The organism is Sorangium sp. So ce394 (assembly GCF_051474665.1).
GTDB lineage: Bacteria > Myxococcota_A > Polyangia > Polyangiales > Polyangiaceae > Sorangium > Sorangium cellulosum_D.
This window is the reverse complement of the sequence record NZ_CP150339.1, coordinates 7,470,388-7,488,328: the sequence shown is the minus strand read 5'-3', so window position 1 is coordinate 7,488,328 and position 17,941 is coordinate 7,470,388. Positions and strand designations below refer to the sequence as shown.

Sequence of the window (17,941 nt, the reverse complement as noted above, 5' to 3'; positions counted from 1 at the left end):
GCGATCAGTTACACGACCCGAGGCGGGCCCATTCGGCCGGGCACCAGGAGGCCGGGTTGCTGGGTGGGCAGTCCGGGTGCGACCACCAGATCTGCTGCTTCGCCTGCCAGAACTGTCCGCCCTGGGTGACCAGCGTGCCGGGCGTATACACCTGCCCCGACTGCCATGAGGCCAGGCTGCTGCACTGCAAGCAAGACTCCCAGGTCGACGGCGACGCGCTGAGGTTCTTGTTCTGGTAAACGTAAGGAGGCTCGTTGTAGAACGACCAGGTGCTCGAGCCCGACATGTTCTGCCAGGTGCCCGAGGTGGTCTTCAGCTGCTGGCGCAGCATCTTGATGGGCGTATCGCAGGAGATCTGCGGCTCGGCGTACTGCGGGCCCACGTCGCGGAAATGCTCGATGTCGTGCGCGTACATCTCGACGGTCGTGCGCGTGTCCTGGGCGAGGAACTGCCAGCCGGCGCCGTCCTTCATGTCGACATAGAGGCAGAGCAGCGAGCCGTTCACGTCGGCGACGCGCGCGGACGTGCACCACTCGTACTTGAAGACGACCTGATCCCCGGGCTGCAGGCCGCTGAGCGAGCCGCCGCAGGTGCCCCCCGAGCCCCACTGGGTGTTGCAGCTCGAGTGATTCCCCGTGACCCCGTTGTCATCTCCGAAGTAGTAGACGAACCACCCGTCCGGGGTGTGGTAAATGCCGGACTCCAGGTTGTAGTACCACTGGCCCACCACGCCCCAGGCCTCGGACTCGTTGACGAACTCGGGGACCTCCCACTCGATGAGCCAGCCGCGGGTGTCTCCGACGTTGCCCGTATAGGTGCTCGTCAGATGGTAAGATCCGAGCAGGCTCGCCTCGCCGAGGCTCTCCTCCTCGACGGCGCCGCCGGCGGTGCACGCGGCGCCGCCGAGGGTTCCGAGGAGCAACAGCGCCGCGCCGACGCGCGGCCAGACGGCGCGCGACGCACGACGAGCATCGGTATCCATCGACAGGGTGCTCTTCTCGCTCATAAGGATTCTCCTGAGCCGGTGTTTTTCCCCCGCCGGGTGAGTACCGCAGACTCCGTCCGCTTGCTGTTAAGTTGTGTTAAGTCGTACGACTTGATCTCGGGATCAGACGCCGAACGCGCGGGTCGTCGCTCGCGAGGGAGGTCGATGCGCTGACGGCGAATTGGGCGGCGGCGCCGCGCGCCCGGGAGGCTGCCGGCGGCGCGAGGTGCCGGGATGAGGGCCGCGGCCTGGAGGCCGTGGCCTCCAGGCGTGGAGGCTCGCCCCTCCGGCGAGCCGCCCCGGGGTCGAGCGGCCGCGTCGGCTGCCGGGCGGGAATGAACTGCAGGATCGCGCCGATTCCGCCGTGATCTAAGCGCATCGGCGGTCGATGTTGGCTCGCGGCGAGCTCATCGGCACGCCCGTTGCTGATTGGCGGATTGCGGCGCACCCTCGGACGGGCGCCGCAGGATCGCCGATGTCGGCAGGCGGTTGTTCCGCGGCGAACGCGCGTGTCGTGCGGCGGCCTGCGCTCGGGATCCTTGGCTGGGCTCATCGGCGGAGTCACACCGCGTCTCCCCGACAGAGCCTTTGATCGACAACGGAGATGATCATGTACGATTGCCATCGAAAGACCACGCTGTCCCTCCAGTGGCTCGCCATCCCTGTCGTGACGGCGCTGCTCTCGGGATGCTTGACGGCCGATCCGGACGCGGAGCCTTCCCACGAGGACTCCGCCTTGGAAGGACACCTGTCGCCCAACGGATTTTCCTCTCCGTCTTCCGCCACCCGGGCCGAGACGGACTGGGAAGTGGCGGGGTTTGCCCGCGAGCGTGGCATCTCGTACGCCGAAGCGCAGCAGCGGCTCGGCTGGCAGACGCTCGCGCCAGCGCTCGAAGAGCTGGTCAGCGCCGGTCTGGGCGATCAGTTCGGCGGCACCTGGATCGACGCCGCGCGCGGCGATCGGATCATCGTCGGCGTGGCGGGCAAGGCCGGCACCGACGCGGTCGCTTTCGTGCGGGAGGCGGCCCGGAAGATCGGTCTGACCGAAGGGTACGACATTGTCGATGGGCGCCGCTCCATGGCGGAGCTCGAGCGCGCCAACGACTGGCTCGGCGATCGGATCGAGAAGGTCAACGACGGCGCGGACGCGACCCTGACCGCCGGATTGCGCGCGGACCTCAGTGCGGTCGAGCTGCAGGTACCAGCCGAGGGCCGGCTGACCGAAGCCCAGCGCGACCTGGTCGCCGCCGCGAGGGCGGAGCTCGGCGACGTGCTCGCGCTCGGCTCGTACGCCGGCCGCGCCACGGCGCGCGCGTGCGTCTATCCCCATTGTGACCCGCCGCTACGCGGCGGTATCCGGATCACCAACTCCGGAGCGGGTTGCACGGGGGCGTTCATCGCCAAGAGCAAAGTCAACGACGTGCTCTACCAGTTCACCGCCGGGCACTGCGCGCCCGGCAACACCGACGACTGGTCGACCCGCTTCACGGACAACTCCAGCCATGTGATCGGCTCCGTGTGGCACTGGGAGTGGCATAAGGGCGGTGACATGGCGATCCTGCGGATCAAGAACCCGGGCGGATGGGATCCGGAGCCGTGGGTCCACGTCACGAGCGGGCCGGACACGACGACCAACACGACGTATACGATCAAATCCGACAACACGAGCGTGCTGGGCATGCGCATCTGCACCACCGGCGCCTTCTACGGCCGCAGCGACTGCGGGTACGTCACCCAGCTCGGGGTGACGGCCACGTACGGCGGCGTGACCGTGCGCAAGCTGGGTCGGGGGTCGTTCTGCGGGACCGGCGGCGACAGCGGCGCGCCGATGTACGCCTCGCACGTGGCCTACGGGCTCCAGGTGGCCGGATACAGCGAGTGCGACAGCCTCTATCAGGGCATCCGGGCCGCCGAGTCGGTGCTGAACGTCAATGTCTTGCACGCACCGTAGCCGTCGCGCCGCGTACGGCCGTTGCGTCGGAATCTTGCGCGGAGCCGGCGCCGCCGGCGGAGAGGCGCGCGCGCGGCGCCCTGGGGCGCGAGCCCGATCGCGATCGAGGCGAACCTGCCACGATGGTTTTGCCACGATGTGACGAATTACCTCAGCGCTGCGCCCCACCGGGCATATCGCCGACGCGCGACCGGCGAAGCTCCCCGGTGGGATAGGGCCCCCACGTAGGTTGAGCCCTGGCCTCGGCTGGGGCGGATACCGCGGGGCACATGCCTTGCAGACATCGACGACGAACGCCGATTCGCCTCACTCCGACGCTTGTCCAGGAGACGAGCCGGCGGGCTCTCCGCATCTATCACACCTGACCAACCAGCGCTCTGCGCGCCCGGGGGCGCCGCCTCCGCGAGAGGAACTGCGCGTTCGCCGAGGCAGCTCGTTCTCGTCGAGGACGGAGCTCACGCCCTCGCAGGGATGACCTGTCTTCCTTGCGCCGGCCGCGCAGAGGCGCGTTCGGCGCTGTCGTGCGCGGACCCGGCTCGATCGACTCGTCAAATCAGGAGAGAGGCACCATGACCCGTGACAGCGTGATTCCAAGGTTGGTTGCGGGCCGCTACTGGACCGAACGACGGATCTCGGCAGGCGGCATGGGGACCATCTGGCAAGCTCTGGATCGCTATCTGGAGCGCCCGGTCGCCCTGAAGTTGATATCGGACACGTATGCCTCCGACATGGGCGCGCGTGAGCGGTTCGCGCGCGAGGCCAGGGCGGCGGCGCGGCTCGGCTCGGAGACGGATCACGTCGTACGGATCATGGACTTCGGCGTCGACGCCGGGACGCCGTACATCGTCATGGAGCTCCTCCACGGGGAGGATCTCGAGGCGCGCCTCCTGCGGCGCGGGACGCTGACCGTGCAGGAGGTGGCCGCGTTCCTGCCGCAGATCGCCTGTGCGCTGCGGAAGGCGCACGCGATCCGGCTCGTGCACCGGGACATCAAGCCGGCGAACCTCTTCATCTCGTCCCAGGATGAAGAGGAGAGGATCAAGCTCCTGGATCTCGGCATCGTGAAGGAGCTCGGTCGACCAGGGATCTCCACGTCGGGTAAGCTCCTCGGCACCCTCTGGTACATGAGCCCCGAGCAGCTCGACGGCAGGTCGCTGCTGGACCATCGCACCGACCTGTGGTCGCTCGGCCTCGTGATGTACCGGGCGCTCTGCGGACAGCTGCCTTTCCAGGGGAGGACCCTGGGAGAGCACCTGATGTTGCTCTCGATGGGCCGGGTCCCCCGCATCTCCGAGGTCGCGCCGGGGCTGCCCGTCGAGCTGGACGGGTTCTTCGAGCGCGCGCTGGAGAGGGATCCCGCGCTGAGATTTCAGACGGTCGAGGAGCTCGCGCGGACGTTCGCGGGGCTCGCCAAGGGATCCTGGCGTCCGCCGCCGCCGGTGGCGGAGGCGCGGGGCGAGCCCAGGCGCGCTTCGCTGGACGCCGACGTGCCCACCGCGAGCCTCGCGGCGACCCGACCCGCGAGCGCCGAGGCGACCCGGGTCACGGTGAGCTAAGGCCCCCGGGATACGCCGTGCGCCTCAGGTGCAGGTCCCCTCGACGCACTCGCTGCCGCTCGGACAGTCGCAGTCCGCCTCGCAGGAGATGGCCGGCTCGGGCGGCGGCTCGCAATAGCCGGCCTCGCAGGACTCGCCCTCGGGGCAATCGCACGACGCCGCGCAGGGCGTCTTGCAGGTCCCCTCGACGCACGCGCTGCCGCTCGGGCAGTCGCAGTCCGCCTCGCAGGCGCCCGGGTTCTCCGAGGAGCTCCCGCCCGCGCCGCCGGTGCTCGCGCCGCCCTCGCCGCCGGTGCCCGAGCCGCTCTGGCCGCCGGTGCTCGCGCCGCCCTCGCCGCCGGTGCCCGAGGGGTCATCATCATCTTCTTCTTCCTCTTCGCGGTCCGGGCGCCCCACGTGGGGTGCGTCGGGGCCTTCGTCCCAGAAGCACTCCTCCTCATCTTCATCCCAGTCGCAGCGATCGTTGGTGTTGATGTAACAACCCATCATCGTCGTCGAGACGAAGCACAAAGAGAGGCCGAGGCCCCACTCGAAGGCGGTGCGCATGCTCATACGTCATCACTCCTGATCAGCGATGGACCCAGGGCAGCGGCGCCGCACGTCCCGCGGCGCCCTCTGCCCACCCGACGCTGCGTGCCCGCCACCGCGCGCTCCGTTCAACGCTCCCGCGCCTCCGCACGATCTCGACGCTCACCCCGCCCGGAGCCCTCGACGCGGTGAGGTGGAACACGCCTGGAGGTCGACCTCGCCGGCCGAGGTCGATTTCCCCCGCCGGGGTTGAACGTTCCGAGCCCCTCCGGGCACGAAACCGACGCCGCCCCATGAACGATCCCCGCCACGCCGGGCACGAAGCCCTGTGCCACAGGTCGCCCCGACCCCCCCGACGCCCGTCGACGTCAAAAGGGCAGCGCCGCTGGGCCCGTTCGGATGTAACCATGACAACGCAGGGATGGACCGAGAAGGGACGGAGCGAGCGGCGGGCTTTCCGCCGGGAGAGGCGGCGGGCCCCGGTCACCCCGCGAGCGCCGCGGAGAGGTCGCGGCCGATGAGGGCCATCGCGCTCGTGATGCCGTTCCTCTTCTCCCGCGGCGCCGAGCGCGCGCAGGACGAGGAGGAGGCGCTCGTCGAGCGGCTGCGGCGCGGGGACGCCGCGGCGGTCGGCGAGGCGTACGACAAGCACTACGCGGCCGTGCGCGGGTTCGCCCGCCGCCTCACCGGCGACGACGCCGCCGCCGAGGACCTGGCGCACGACGTCTTCGTCAGCTTGCCGCAGGCCGCGCAGCGGTTCCGCGGCGGCTCGTCGCTGAAGACGTTCCTCATCGCGATCGCGGTCAACCACTCCCGCCACCACCTCCGCGCCGCCGCGCGCCGCCGCGCCGCCATGGAGCGGCTCGCCCTGGAGCCGGACGAGGACGACGCGCCGAGCCCCGAGCGGGAAGCCGGCCGCGCCGCGCTGGCCCAGGCCCTGAACCGCGCCCTCGACGCGCTGCCGGACGCGCAGCGCGCGACGTTCGTGCTCTGCGAGGTCGAGGAGCGCAGCGCGCGCGAGGTGTCCGAGATCCTCGGCGTGCCCGAGGCGACGGTGCGCACGCGGCTGTTCCACGCCAAGCAGAAGCTCCGGACGCTGCTGGAAGAGAGGACCCCATGAAGGACGACGTGCTCCGCGAGGCCGCGCGCGCGCTGCGCGAGGAGGCGGACGCGTCCGTCGCCCGCCGCGACGAGACGCGCGCCCGCGTGATGAGGAGCCTGAAGGCGCAGCGCGCCCGCCGGCTCACCACGGTCCGCGTGGTCGTCCCGCTGGCCGCCGTGCTCGTCGGCTCGGCCGCGTGGGCCTCGGCCGCGCGCTGGTTCCCGGACGCCTTCCACGACATCGCGTCCCAGCTCGGCCTGAGCGCGGCCGAGCCGCCGAGGGATCCTCCCGCGCCGCCGCCGCGAGCGCGCTCCGGGCCGCGGCACGCGGCCGACGCGCCCGCGCCCGAGGCGCCCGAGATCGCGGCGCCCGAGGTCGACGCGCCCGCGCCGCCGGAGGCCGAGGCGAGCGCCGCACCGGTCGCGCCCGCGCCGCCGCCGCCGTCTCTGCCCACCGCCGATCCCCCGGTCGCCCCCGCGCCGCAGCGCGCGCCGGAGCTCGCCGTCGCGCCGCGCGCCGCGCGGACCGCGCCCGCGCCGAGCGCCGCGCGCCCCGCGCCCGCGCGCGCGTCAGCGAGCGATCCCCAGGCCATCCAGCGCCCGCCGCCGGGGCCCGACGCGGACGCGCTCTATCAGGCGGCGCACCGCGCGCACTTCGTCGAGCGCGATCCCGCGTCCGCGCTCTCGGCCTGGGACGCTTACCTCGCGGCCGCCCCGCGCGGCCGCTTCGCCGTCGAGGCCCAGTACAACCGCGCCCTCTGCCTCGTTCGCCTCGGCCGCAAGGACGAGGCGCAGCGGGCGCTCGAGCCGTTTGCGCAGGGCTCCTTCGGCGGCTACCGCCAGGCCGAGTCGCGCTCGCTGCTCGAGGCGATGCGCAGCGCGGACGAGTGAGCGTGAGCGTCGCGCGCGTGAACGAACGCGCCGCGAGCGGGCACAGCACGGTCGATGAACACACCCCACATCGCTCCTCCGCCCGCGCCGCCGCGGGGCTCGCCGCGCCGCGATCGGAAGATGTCCGCGCGCGGCGCGGGCCTCCGCGCGGGCGTCGCCCTGCTGCGCGCCCTCGCGGCCGCGGGCGCCTTCGCCGCGGCCGCTGCGCCTCCCGCGCGCGCCCTCGCCGAGGAGCCGCGCGCCGCCGGCGTCGATCTCGTCGTCGACGGCGCGCCGTGGACGCTCGATCCCGACGCGGTGCGCGCCGCCGTCGAGCGCGAGCTCGGCGCTGGCGTGACGCTGGCCCGCGCGGCGGCCGCCGGGCGCCCCACGCTGGTGCTCCGCGGCGAGCCCGACGGCCGCGTCACGCTGAGCTACAGCGCCGCGGACGGCCGCCGCATCGAGCGCACCATCGACCTCCCCGGGGATCCCGATCGCGCCGCCGAGGCGATCGCCCTGCTCGCGGGCAACCTGGTCCGGGACGAGGCCGCGGAGCTCGCGGCGTCGTTCGGCAAGCGCGCCCCCGAGGCGCCGCCCGCGCAGCCGGAGCCCGCCGCGCCCGCGGCGCCTCCGCCCGCAGGCGGGCAGGCGGCGCCCGCGGGCGCCGCGCGCCCCGCGCAGGCCGCGCGCTCCTCGCGGCCCGCGCCCCCGGAGCCTCCCCGGTGCTCGCTCCCCGGCGCGAAGCACGTCTTCCTCGGCGCCGACATCGCCCCGTTCGTCGGCACCTCGACGTTCGACGGCACGAACGTCGTCCGCCGATACTCGCTCAACCTCGTCGGCGGGTACACGGCGGGCATCTCGGGCATCGAGGCCGGCGGCGGCGTCAACATCGCCTCGTCGTTCGTGTGCGGCACCCAGCTCGCGGCCGGCGCCAACCTCGCGCTCGGCCCGGCGCGCGGGGCGCAGATCGCCGCCGGATTCAACCTCGCGAGGTCGCTCTCGGGCGCGCAGGTCGGCTCGATCAACGTCGCCGCCGGCCCGGTCTCGGGCGCGCAGGGCGGCGTGCTCAACGTCGCCGCCGGCGCCGTGGACGGGGCGCAGCTCGGCGCGATCAACTTCGCCGCGGGCGCCGCGGCCGATCTGCAGCTCGGCGTGGTCAACGCCGCCGTGAGCGACGCGACCGGCGTGCAGCTCGGCGCCATCAACCTCGCCGTGGGCGCGGCGACCGACGTGCAGCTCGGCCTCGTCAACGTGGCGGCGGGCCAATGGACCGACACACAGCTCAGCCTGATCAACGTGGCCGCGGGCGCGTCGACCGACGTGCAGCTCGGGCTCGTCAACGTGGCCACCGGCAAGGTGGAGGGGACGCAGATCGGCCTCGTCAACTACGCCGACGCATCGCAGTTCTCGTTCGGGCTGCTCAACTTCATCCGCGACGGCCGCACCCACGTCGACGTGTGGGGCACGGAGTCCGGCATCGTGATGGCCGGCCTCAAGCACGGGAGCGTCCACGTCCACAACATCTACGGGGTCGGCGTCCGCGTGGCCGGCGACCGCCCCCTGCTGGCGTTCTCGCTCGGCCTGGGCGGCCGCTTCCATCTCCGCGAGCGCGCCTTCATCGATCTGGACCTGCTCGGGTACTCCCTCCTCGAGCCCTCGACGGGCAACCTCTCGGCCTGGATGACGCAGGCGCGCGCGCTCCTCGGCTACCGCCTCTTCCCCGGCCTCGCGGTCTTCGGCGGCCCCAGCTACAACGTCGCCAACGGCGCCACCGCCGAGGAAAGCCAGCTCAGCCCGTACGGCAGCAAAGCCCTCGGCGAGGGCGACACCGTGAACCCCTGGCGCGGCTGGCCCGGCCTCGTGCTCGGCGTCGAGGCGTTCTGACCTGACCGCCGCGCTCGCTCGCAGGGCGGGTTGACGGACGCGTGAACGAATTTACTTTCCGTTCATCGATTCATGGAGCTCGCCCGAGCGGTCGCTCGCGGCGGTCTACGTGAGCGACCCATCCGCGCGCCGCGCGCCGCCCTGACCCGGCGGAGGCGCGGCGCTCCGCAACCACCCGTCCACCGATCCGATCCGGCAGGGATGGCGCGAGCCTTTCGCTGCCCCAGGAGTTCGCATGAGCCAGCTTCGCAGCGGCGCCAGCGCGCCTCGCTCTCCATTCCCCCTGCTCCCGCTCCGCACGGGCGTGCTCTTCCCGGGCACCGTGCTCACGCTCCCGGTGGGCCGCGCCCGCTCGGTGGCGTTGCTCGGCGCGGTCCACCCCGGCGACGTGATCGGCGTGATCGCGCAGCGCGACCCCAAGCGCGAGGATCCGCGCCGCGAGGATCTCCACGACATCGGCACGTTCGCCCGGGTCGTCGACGTCACGCGCGTCTCGAACGGCTACCGGCTGGTGATCGAGGGGCTCGATCGCTTCGCGCTCACGGCCCTTGTCGAGACCGAGCCGTACTGGCGCGCCGAGGGCGCGCTCGCGCCGGAGTTCCCCGGCGACGCCGAGGAGGCGCGCCTGCTCGCCGCGTCGCTGCGCGAGCGCGCCCGCGAGCTCGGCCCGAGGACCGCGACGAACCTCGCCGAGATCGCCGCCGCGAGCCGGGCCGAGCCGGGCCTGTTCGCGGATCAGGTCGCCGGCGCGCTCGGGCTCCCGACCGAGAAGGAGATGGAGGTGCTCGCCGAGCTGCGCGTCGTGCCGCGGCTCCAGCGGGTCGCCGGCCTGCTCGCCGAGGCGGCCGCGCTCGCGGACCTGAAGAAGAAGATCGACAACGACGTGCGGCGCGAGCTCGGCAAGGGCCAGCGCGAGGTGATCCTGCGCGAGCAGCTCCGGGCCATCCAGAAGGAGCTCGCGGGCGGCGAGGAGGGCGAGGACGAGCTGTCGCTCCTCCGCCGGCGCCTCGACGAGGCCGGCCTCTCCGAGGAGGCGCGCGCGGTCGCCGACCGGGAGCTCCGGCGGCTCGAGTCGGTCGGCCCGCAGAGCGCCGAGCACAACGTGATCCGCACCTACCTCGAGTGGATCGCCGATCTCCCGTGGAGCGCGCGGGCGACCGTCAAGGACGACCTCGACGCGGTCCAGGCGAAGCTCGACGAGGATCACCGCGGCCTCGACGACGTGAAGCGCCGCATCCTGGAGCACATGGCGGTGCTCAAGCTGACGGGCAAGGCGCGCGCGACCATCCTGTGCTTCGCGGGCCCGCCCGGCGTGGGCAAGACCTCGCTCGGCCAGTCGATCGCCGACGCCACCGGCCGGCCGTTCGTGCGGATCTCGCTCGGCGGCGTGCACGACGAGGCCGAGCTGCGCGGCCACCGGCGGACGTACGTCGGCGCGCTGCCCGGGCGCATCGTGCACGCGCTGAAGAAGGCCAAGGTGAAGAACCCGGTCGTGCTCCTCGACGAGGTCGACAAGCTCGGCGCGGGCTTCCGCGGCTCGCCCGAGGCGGCGCTCCTGGAGGTGCTCGATCCGGAGCAGAACCGGACGTTCGTCGACCATTACATGGAGCTGCCGTTCGATCTGTCGGAGGTCGTCTTCCTCTGCACGGTGAACGACCTCGGCGCGCTCTCCGCGCCGCTCCGGGACCGGCTCGAGGTCATCGAGCTGTCCGGCTACACGCCGGACGAGAAGATCGCGATCGCGCGGTCGCACCTCGTCCCGAAGCAGCTCAAGGAGCACGCGATCGATGCGGGATCGCTGTCGATCACGGACGAGGCGCTGGCGGCGATCGTGCGCGACTACACGCGCGAGGCCGGGGTGCGGCAGCTCGGCCGCGAGATCAAGAAGCTGTGCCGGGCGGTCGCGCTGGAGATCGCCCGCGCGGCGGACGGCAAGGCGCCGCGCGTGGTGATCGAGGCGAGCGATCTCGGCAAGTACCTGGGCAAGGTCCGGTTCTTCAGCGACGTCGCGGAGCGGACGAGCGTGCCCGGGGTCGCGACCGGGCTCGCCTGGACGCCGGTGGGCGGGGACATCCTGTTCATCGAGACGTCGCGGATGGCGGGGAAGGGGAGGGTCGAGATCACGGGCCAGCTGGGCGACGTGATGAAGGAGTCGGCGAAGGCGGCGCTCACCTACGTGCGCAGCCACGCCGGCGAGCTCGGCGTCGACACGGCGAAGCTCGAGACGGAGGACCTGCACATCCACGTCCCGGCGGGCGGGGTGCCCAAGGACGGGCCGTCGGCGGGCGTGACGATGTTCACCGCGCTGACGTCGCTCCTCTCCGGGCGGCGCGTGCGCTCGGACACGGCGATGACGGGCGAGTGCACGCTGCGCGGGCGGGTGCTGCCGGTCGGCGGGATCAAGTCCAAGGTGCTCGCGGCGCACCGCGCCGGGATCACGCGGGTGATCCTGCCGCAGAAGAACGCGCGCGACGCGGAGGAGATCCCGGCGGAGGTGCGGGCTGGGCTGGAGATCATCTTCGTCGAGGACATGAGCCAGGTGATCGCGGCGGCGCTGGAGGAGGCGCCGATCGAGGCGGTGGGCGGCGGCGCGGCGGCGAACGCGACGGCGGGTGAGCCGGCGGCGGCCGCGTAGCGGAGGGGGGCGAGCGCGCGCGGCTGTGCCGAGCCGCGCGCGCCGGCGGGGGGCTGTGCGCGGCGGCGCGCGGGTGGGCGCTCGGCCATCCGCCGAGGCGGGCGGCGTGGGTGCTTGCGCTGAGAACACCGCCCGGCATGTCTCACTTCGGGCCATGCCTCCTGGGACGTTTCGTCGCGCGCCACACAAGGCGCGCCTGAGACGCAGAGCCCGCTGAGAGCTTATGGCACCTCGTTCGGTGCTCGCCGCGCCCACCCGCGCGCCGCCGCGCACAGCCCCCCGCCGGCGCTTACGTTGTATTGGGGGGCGTCGTTCGCACCGCCATGAGGCGCTCACGGGATCACGCGGGTGATGTCGTGAGCGACGCGAGGATCCGCTGGAGAGACGACAGATCGATCGGCTTGATGAAGTGCATGTCGAAGCCAGCCTCCCGGACCCGGCGCTGATCTTCCTCCTGACCATAGCCGGTCAGCGCGATCATCAGCGAGGGGGATGAGAGGCTTACGCTTCCCCTCAAGGCCCTGGCCACGCCATATCCATCCATCCCGCCAGGGAGACCGATGTCACACAGGATGACCTCCGGGCGGAACGAGCGCGCCGCCGTCACGCCGGCAGGCCCGGACAGGGCGACCTCGACGTGGTAGCCGTACAAGGTGAGCAGCGCCTGCAGGGTCTCCGCGGCGTCCACGTTGTCCTCGATGATCAGGATGCGCAGCGCGTGCGACGCGCCGCACGAGGGCGGCGCGGAGCGCTCCGACGGCGGGTCCTGGCTGCGCTCGATCGGCAGGCAGAGGACCATCTCCGTCCCGTGGCCGATTCCCCCGCTCCCGGCCGAGACCGCGCCGCCGTGGAGCCCGACGAGGCCCTTGACGAGCGCCAGGCCGAGCCCGAGCCCACCCCGGCTGCGGTCCAGGCTGCGATCGGCCTGGCTGAACGGCTCGAACATGCGCGCCAGCGTCGCCGGATCCATGCCGATGCCGGTGTCGCGGATGCGAACCACGGCGGAGCTCTCCGGCGTCGCCGACAGCGCGACCGTCACCCGGCCGCCCGGATCGGTGAACTTGTTGGCGTTGTGCAGCAGGTTGCTCACGGCCTGCGATAGCCGCGTCGGGTCGCCGAGCACCCAGACCGGCCCCGCCGGCAGCTCCAGATCGAGCCGCAAGCCGCTCGCCTCCAGCGTGCTGCGGTAATCCTCGGCCGTGTGCCGGAGGACGCGCACGAGGTCGCAGCGCTCCTTGCGGAGCTGGATCCTGCCGCGCGCGACGCGGGAGACGTCGAGCAGGTCGTCCACCAGCCGGGCCATGTGAGCGACCTGCCGGTCGATCACGCCGCACGCCCGCACGAGCGCCGGCTGCTGCACGGCCATGTGCCGCAGGAGCTCGACCGCGTTGCGGATGGGCCCGAGCGGATTGCGCAGCTCGTGCGCGAGCATCGCCAGGAAATCGTCCTTGCGCTGGTCCGCCTCCTTCAGGACCGCCTCTGTGAGCTTGGCGTCGTGGATGTCCGTGCAGGTGCCATACCATCGCACGATCTCGCCCGAGGCTCCCCGGATCGGCACGGCGCGGACCAGATACCACCGGGGCTCGCGGGCGGCGGGGAACGCGATGCGGTGCTCGATCTCGTAGGGAGCGCCGGTCGCCACCGAGCGAGACCAGGTGTCGAGGACCCGCTGGCGATCGGCCTCGGGCAGGAACGAGATCCAGGTATCGCCGGCCACCTCCGCCTGCTCCGCGCCGGCGAGCTCGAACCATCGACGGTTGTAGTAATCGATGCTGCCGTCCGGCCTCGCCATCCAGACGATCTGCGGCATCGCGTCGGCGAGCTGCCTGAAGCGCGCCTCGCTCTCGCGGAGCGCCTCGTCGATCTGCCGCCGCTCGGTGACGTCGTGGGCGATGCTGATGGCGAGTCGCCGGCCGGCGGCGTCCTTCCCCAGCGGCGCGGCGCTGAACGCCCAGATCCGCTGCTCGCCGCTCGCCGTGGAGATCGGGAGCTCGCGCTCGGCCGTGCCGCCGTCGGCATCGTAGAGGGACTGGATCAGGTCGCTCACGTCGCCGTTCCGCGCCCCGTACGCCCGTTCGAGCCACGCCGCGAGGGTGGGGATCTGGTCGCGGGTATACCCGCTCATCTCCGTCCACGCGCGGTTCAGGCTGATGACCTCGCCGTCGTCGGCGTGGATCATGATGGGGAACGGGGTCGCCATCACGGCGCGGCGGAACCGCTCCTCGCTCTCGCGCAGGAGCAGCTCCGCCTCCTTCCTCTCGGTGATGTCGATGACCGAGCCGATGTAGCCCAGGAGCTCGCCGTCCGGCCCGAGCCACGGCTGGGCCACGTCGATGCACCAGCGGTACGCGCCGTCGCGGCGGCGGAACCGGTAATCCATCCTGAAGGCCTCGCGGCGCGCGGTGGACCGCCGGAACGTCTCCGCCGCCGTCTCGTGGTCCGAGGGGTGCACCGCCGCGAGCCAGCCGAAGCCGAGGCTGGTCGCCTCGGGCTGGCCGGTGAGCTCGCGCCACCGCGGGTTGGCGTAAATGCACGAGCCGTCAGGGGCCGTGATCCAGATCACCACGGGCGCGTGATCGGCGATGTTCCGGAAGTGCGCCAAGCTCTCGAGCGGGCTCTCCTCCGCGTCCCTGCGCGCCGTGACGTCGCGCGCGGTCTCCTGCACGAGCCGCCGCCGGTCCATCCCCTCGACGACCTGCATCCGGGACTCGTCGATGTCGGTGGACGTGCCGAGCCAGCGGATCACGCGGCCGGCTCGGTCCCTGACGGGCTCCGCTCGGGCGAGGAACCAGCGGTAGGCGCCGTCGTGGCGCCGCAGGCGGAGCTCCTCGGCGAACGGCGCGCCGCGCGCGACGGCGGCCCGCCACGCCGCCGCGCTGCGGGCTGCGTCGTCCGGGTGGACCGCGGCGGCGAAGCCCGCGCGCGTCAGCTGCTCCGCGGTCAGCGCGGTGTACGCGCGCCAAGGCTCGTTGACGTAATCCCATGTTCCGTCGCCGCGAGCGGCCCAGACCATCTGAGGGAGCATCTCGGCGAGCAGGCGGAACTGCAGGTCGACACTACCCTCCTCGTCGCCCTGTCCCGGCATCGATGCTGCCGCGCTCATGTTCCAACCAGAGTACCTCGAACGCGCCGGAGGGCCAGGCCGCGACGTCCCGTGAGAGCGGACCATGGCCGCCGGGCGGAGGCGGCCTGGGGGGAGCGAGGGGCGCCGAGATAGCGTGGATGCGGGTTCGAACCGCTTGTACTCCATCGCTCCTTCTTCCGTTTCCTCCTTCCTGGGGCGTCCGCGGTTGTGCCCATGAGCTCCTCCGGAACCATCGCCTGGAGCAGAGCGAGGATGATGTCTCCCGACGTGAGGGGGAGCTGGAGCTCATCTTGGTCGAGGGCCCTCAGGCCCACGCGCGCGGGATCATCCACCGAGATCTCAAGCCGAAGAACCTCTTCCTTACCCGCCGCCCGGACGGGACTCCCACCCTCAAGGTGCTCGACTTCGGTTTGTCGAAGTTCATCGCCGTAGGTAACTCCATCAAGGAGGCGAGCCTAACGGCGACGGGCCTCATCATGGGCTCCATCCATTCCATGTCGCCCGAGCAGATCCGCAGCCTCAAATACGCGGATGTGCGCACGGACATTTGGGCCCTCGGTGTGATCCTATATCGCATGCTCACGGGGCGACACCCGTTCGAGGGTGACACTGACGCTGGAGTCACGGCGGCGATTATGGTGGATACGCCTACCTGGCTCCTGAGCCTGCGCCCTGACCTGCCGCCAGAGGTCGCGACGCTCGTGAGCCGGTGTCTCGTGAAGGATCCGACCGCCCGGGTCCAGGGCGTGACCGAGATCGCCCGCGTGTCTGAAGCGACTCCCCTCACCGCCCGCGCGGCGCTGGATGCCGGCGCCGCGCGGGCGGCTTCGAAGCGCTTGCCCTCGGTAGCGCTCAGCGAACGCGATAGATGCGGAGCACGGTGATCGTCCGCGCCTCGCGATCGATCGCGAGCACCGCGTCGTGGAAGCCCGCGCTGAGGAGGTAATGGGGCGCCTCCCATGCGAGCTCGCCCTCACCCGTCTCTGCGAAGCGAACGACCGCCCGGTCGATCATGAAGGCCGAGTGCATCGGCAGGCTGTAAAACGTCGCCAGGGCGGGGAAGTTCCAGACGACGCGGAAGCTCATCCGTCCCGCCCGCGAGCCAGCTCCTCCAGGGCCCGCGGCAGATCCTCGTGAGCGACGAGGCGCGCTCGGCCCGCCGCGATGTCGGCGAGGTCTCGCTCGAGCTCGGCGCGCTGCTCCGGCGTGAGCCTCTGCACACGCGGCGCGCGATCGAGGGCCGCAAGGATGGGGTCGCTCGGCGAGGCGTCGGGGCGGGGCATGCCTGCAGCGTGGATCGGAAAGGGGCAGGGGAGCAAGGGGGCGCGTCTGGCACGTCGCCAAGTGGCCGCCGTCCCCACCCGGCGGCCGTCCTGCCTGGCACCTGGCCGGCCCGCCCCGCGCCCTCGCCTAGAACAGCTCCCCGATCCGCCGGAGCAGGCTGCCGCTCGAGTAGAGCGCGCGCATGCCGCGCTTGAACCAGCCGTACGACGACTCGGTGTAGGGGAACCACGTCGGGTCCTTCGACCCGAGCGCGACGCGGTCCGCGTTGATGTGCTTCACGTCGCACATCTGCCGGAGCCCGTCCTCGCCCATCACCCGGCCGAAGCCGCTCTGCTTGACGCCGCCGAACGGCGCGTCCGGGAGCGCGCCGTTCATGAGCACGTCGTTCACCAGCACGCTGCCGGCCTGCAGGCGCTCGGCGAGCCGGCGGGCGTGATCCGTGTCCTCCGAGAAGACGTACGCGTTCAGGCCGAGGTGCGACTCGTTCGCCAGCCGGATCGCCTCCTCCTCGGTCGCGACCTGCATGAACGGCACCACCGGCCCGAAGATCTCCTCGCTCATCACGTTCATCCCGTGATCGCAGCCGGCGAGGATCGTCGGCTCGAAGAACTGGCCCTGCCCCGGCGCGCGCTTGCCGCCCGCCCTCACGCTCGCGCCCTTCTCGACCGCGTCCTTGATGAGCCGCTCGGCCACCTCGATCTGCGGCCCGAAGATGATCGCGCCGACGTCGACGAACTCCTTGCCCGGATCGCCCTGGTTCAGCCCCCTCGTGATCTCGACCGTGCGCTCGAGCAGCCGGTCGTGGATCTCGCGGTGCGCGTAGACCCGCTCCACCGCCACGCAGACCTGCCCCGCGTTCGCGAAGCCGCCGAAGACGATCGCCTGCGCCGTGCGCTCGATGTCCGCGTCCGCGCACGCGATGAGCGGCGCCTTGCCGCCGAGCTCCATCACGCACGGGATGAGGCGCTCCCCGCACGCGGCCGCCACCCGCTTGCCCGTGCTGACGCTGCCCGTGAACACGAGCATCTGGATGCCGCTGTCGATGAGCGCCGCGCCGGTCGGCCCGTAGCCGGTCACCACCTGGAAGAGATCCTCCGGCATGCCCGCGCCGTCCCAGATCTCCTTCTGCTTGAGCGCGATGAGCGGCGTCACCTCGCTCGGCTTCAGCACCGCCGCGTTGCCCGTCACCACCGCCGCGAGCACGTCGCGCAGCGCCAGCTGGAACGGGAAGTTCCACGGCGAGATCACCCCGATCACGCCGCGCGGGGCGTAGTGGACGAAGCTGCGCCGGTGCTTGAAGAGGTGGAGCTTGATCTCGCGCGGCTCGAGCGCCTTCGGCGCGATCTCGGCGAAGTACGTCGCCATGTCGGCCGCGACCAGCACCTCGTGCAGGAGCGCCTCGTGGCGCGGCTTGCCGCACTCGCGCGAGAGCAGATCGACGATCTCGTCGGTCCGGTCGACGATGGCGTCGCGGAAGCGGAGGACGCGCTGGCAGCGCTCCTCGACCGGCAGCGCGCCCCAGGCCTCCTGCGCGCGCCGCGCCCTGGCCACCGCGGCCCGCACCTCCTCGGCGCTCGTGTTCGGCGCCTCCCCGAGGAGCTCCCCGGTCGCGGGCGCGTAGCTGCGGATCGTCGCGCCCCCGTGCCCGTTCATGCCAGGACCGCTGCCGTTGCCGCCGATCGAGCGTTCGCTCACCACCTGACCCATGTTCGATCCCTCCACCTGTCGAGCCCCGCGCAACCCGCCGGATGGCCCCCGTGGCCCGCTGCTCGCGCCCGGACCGTACCCTCCCAGCGAAGGTACAGCAAATGAGCATTTGCTCAATTTCCCGACGATTCCCGCCGATTCCCGGTGAGAGCGCGCGCGGCGCCGCCCTCCGCGGCGCCCGCTGTTGCGCCGCGGACAAATGGTGAGCACACCGCGGTTGCGCCAGGGGCAGGCCGGACGGCGAGGGCCGCGCAGCATGTAGGGCGAGCCCTGGCTTTTGGCTCGGGCGTTCGTCGGGGCGACCCTGGCTCTCGTCTCGGGCGGACTCTCGGCATGACGTCGGCGAGAGGAGCCG

General features: G+C 72.1%; 13 protein-coding genes. 7 read left to right on the top strand and 6 right to left on the bottom strand.

Going from position 1 to position 17,941, the window contains the following annotated elements:
- Window positions 1-4: 4 nt before the first annotated feature.
- Complete coding sequence (locus WMF33_RS27280) at window positions 5-1,006, bottom strand: hypothetical protein (RefSeq protein WP_437331367.1); 1,002 nt, start codon at window positions 1,004-1,006, stop codon at window positions 5-7.
- A gap of 646 nt (window positions 1,007-1,652) precedes the next feature.
- Between WMF33_RS27280 and WMF33_RS27275 the strand changes: the two genes are divergently transcribed.
- On the top strand, window positions 1,653-2,936 hold the full coding sequence (locus WMF33_RS27275; protein ID WP_437331366.1) for a S1 family peptidase: 1,284 nt from the start codon (window positions 1,653-1,655) through the stop codon (window positions 2,934-2,936).
- 569 nt (window positions 2,937-3,505) lie between these two features.
- On the top strand, window positions 3,506-4,492 hold the full coding sequence (locus WMF33_RS27270) for a serine/threonine-protein kinase (RefSeq protein WP_437331365.1): 987 nt from the start codon (window positions 3,506-3,508) through the stop codon (window positions 4,490-4,492).
- A gap of 24 nt (window positions 4,493-4,516) precedes the next feature.
- Here WMF33_RS27270 and WMF33_RS27265 read toward each other — a convergent pair whose 3' ends face one another.
- Window positions 4,517-5,044: a hypothetical protein gene (locus tag WMF33_RS27265; RefSeq protein ID WP_437331364.1), complete on the bottom strand. Its 528-nt coding sequence runs from the start codon at window positions 5,042-5,044 to the stop codon at window positions 4,517-4,519.
- A 493-nt stretch (window positions 5,045-5,537) separates the two neighbouring features.
- Here WMF33_RS27265 and WMF33_RS27260 point away from each other — a divergent pair, with 493 nt between their 5' ends.
- From WMF33_RS27260 to lon, 4 genes are all read left to right on the top strand, one after another.
- Window positions 5,538-6,140: an RNA polymerase sigma factor gene (locus WMF33_RS27260; protein WP_061623474.1), complete on the top strand. Its 603-nt coding sequence runs from the start codon at window positions 5,538-5,540 to the stop codon at window positions 6,138-6,140.
- A complete protein-coding gene (locus tag WMF33_RS27255; protein WP_437331363.1) occupies window positions 6,137-7,012 on the top strand; it encodes a tetratricopeptide repeat protein in 876 nt (291 codons plus the stop codon). Before WMF33_RS27260 ends, WMF33_RS27255 begins: the two co-directional genes overlap by 4 nt.
- Window positions 7,013-7,066: 54 nt before the next feature.
- Window positions 7,067-8,875, top strand: a complete 1,809-nt coding sequence (locus WMF33_RS27250) for an LA_2272 family surface repeat-containing protein (protein ID WP_437331362.1) — start codon at window positions 7,067-7,069, stop codon at window positions 8,873-8,875.
- Window positions 8,876-9,110: 235 nt separating this feature from the next.
- Window positions 9,111-11,510 carry an endopeptidase La gene (gene lon, locus WMF33_RS27245; RefSeq protein ID WP_437331361.1) on the top strand — a complete coding sequence of 800 codons (2,400 nt, stop codon included), beginning with the start codon at window positions 9,111-9,113 and terminating at the stop codon, window positions 11,508-11,510.
- Between the two features lie 340 nt (window positions 11,511-11,850).
- Here the strand turns inward: lon and WMF33_RS27240 are convergent, their stop codons facing one another.
- Entirely contained in the window at window positions 11,851-14,613 is a 2,763-nt protein-coding gene (locus tag WMF33_RS27240) for a PAS domain S-box protein (protein WP_437331360.1), read from the bottom strand.
- Between the two features lie 272 nt (window positions 14,614-14,885).
- Between WMF33_RS27240 and WMF33_RS27235 the strand changes: the two genes are divergently transcribed.
- The gene (locus WMF33_RS27235) at window positions 14,886-15,479 is read left to right on the top strand and encodes a serine/threonine-protein kinase (RefSeq protein ID WP_437331359.1); all 594 of its coding nucleotides are present in this window, start codon (window positions 14,886-14,888) and stop codon (window positions 15,477-15,479) included.
- Here WMF33_RS27235 and WMF33_RS27230 read toward each other — a convergent pair.
- From WMF33_RS27230 to WMF33_RS27220, 3 genes are all read right to left on the bottom strand, one after another.
- Complete coding sequence (locus WMF33_RS27230; RefSeq protein ID WP_020737398.1) at window positions 15,448-15,681, bottom strand: hypothetical protein; 234 nt, start codon at window positions 15,679-15,681, stop codon at window positions 15,448-15,450. The two genes, WMF33_RS27235 and WMF33_RS27230, sit on opposite strands and share 32 nt — an antisense overlap.
- Complete coding sequence (locus tag WMF33_RS27225; protein ID WP_437331358.1) at window positions 15,678-15,878, bottom strand: hypothetical protein; 201 nt, start codon at window positions 15,876-15,878, stop codon at window positions 15,678-15,680. The genes WMF33_RS27230 and WMF33_RS27225 overlap by 4 nt, the downstream gene beginning before the upstream one ends.
- 127 nt (window positions 15,879-16,005) lie before the next feature.
- Complete coding sequence (locus WMF33_RS27220) at window positions 16,006-17,586, bottom strand: aldehyde dehydrogenase family protein (RefSeq protein WP_437331357.1); 1,581 nt, start codon at window positions 17,584-17,586, stop codon at window positions 16,006-16,008.
- Between the last annotated feature and the right edge of the window lie 355 nt (window positions 17,587-17,941).

What these genes read in the sequence shown, in the direction of transcription:
- WMF33_RS27280 (WP_437331367.1), bottom strand. Translation starts at nt 1,006, where the DNA reads ATGAGCGAGAAGAGCACCCTGTCGATGGATACCGATGCTCGTCGTGCG.
- WMF33_RS27270 (WP_437331365.1), top strand. Translation starts at nt 3,506, where the DNA reads ATGACCCGTGACAGCGTGATTCCAAGGTTGGTTGCGGGCCGCTACTGG.
- WMF33_RS27265 (WP_437331364.1), bottom strand. Translation starts at nt 5,044, where the DNA reads ATGAGCATGCGCACCGCCTTCGAGTGGGGCCTCGGCCTCTCTTTGTGC.
- WMF33_RS27260 (WP_061623474.1), top strand. Translation starts at nt 5,538, where the DNA reads ATGAGGGCCATCGCGCTCGTGATGCCGTTCCTCTTCTCCCGCGGCGCC.
- WMF33_RS27255 (WP_437331363.1), top strand. Translation starts at nt 6,137, where the DNA reads ATGAAGGACGACGTGCTCCGCGAGGCCGCGCGCGCGCTGCGCGAGGAG.
- WMF33_RS27250 (WP_437331362.1), top strand. Translation starts at nt 7,067, where the DNA reads ATGAACACACCCCACATCGCTCCTCCGCCCGCGCCGCCGCGGGGCTCG.
- lon (WP_437331361.1), top strand. Translation starts at nt 9,111, where the DNA reads ATGAGCCAGCTTCGCAGCGGCGCCAGCGCGCCTCGCTCTCCATTCCCC.
- WMF33_RS27240 (WP_437331360.1), bottom strand. Translation starts at nt 14,613, where the DNA reads ATGAGCGCGGCAGCATCGATGCCGGGACAGGGCGACGAGGAGGGTAGT.
- WMF33_RS27230 (WP_020737398.1), bottom strand. Translation starts at nt 15,681, where the DNA reads ATGAGCTTCCGCGTCGTCTGGAACTTCCCCGCCCTGGCGACGTTTTAC.
- WMF33_RS27225 (WP_437331358.1), bottom strand. Translation starts at nt 15,878, where the DNA reads ATGCCCCGCCCCGACGCCTCGCCGAGCGACCCCATCCTTGCGGCCCTC.
- WMF33_RS27220 (WP_437331357.1), bottom strand. Translation starts at nt 17,586, where the DNA reads ATGGGTCAGGTGGTGAGCGAACGCTCGATCGGCGGCAACGGCAGCGGT.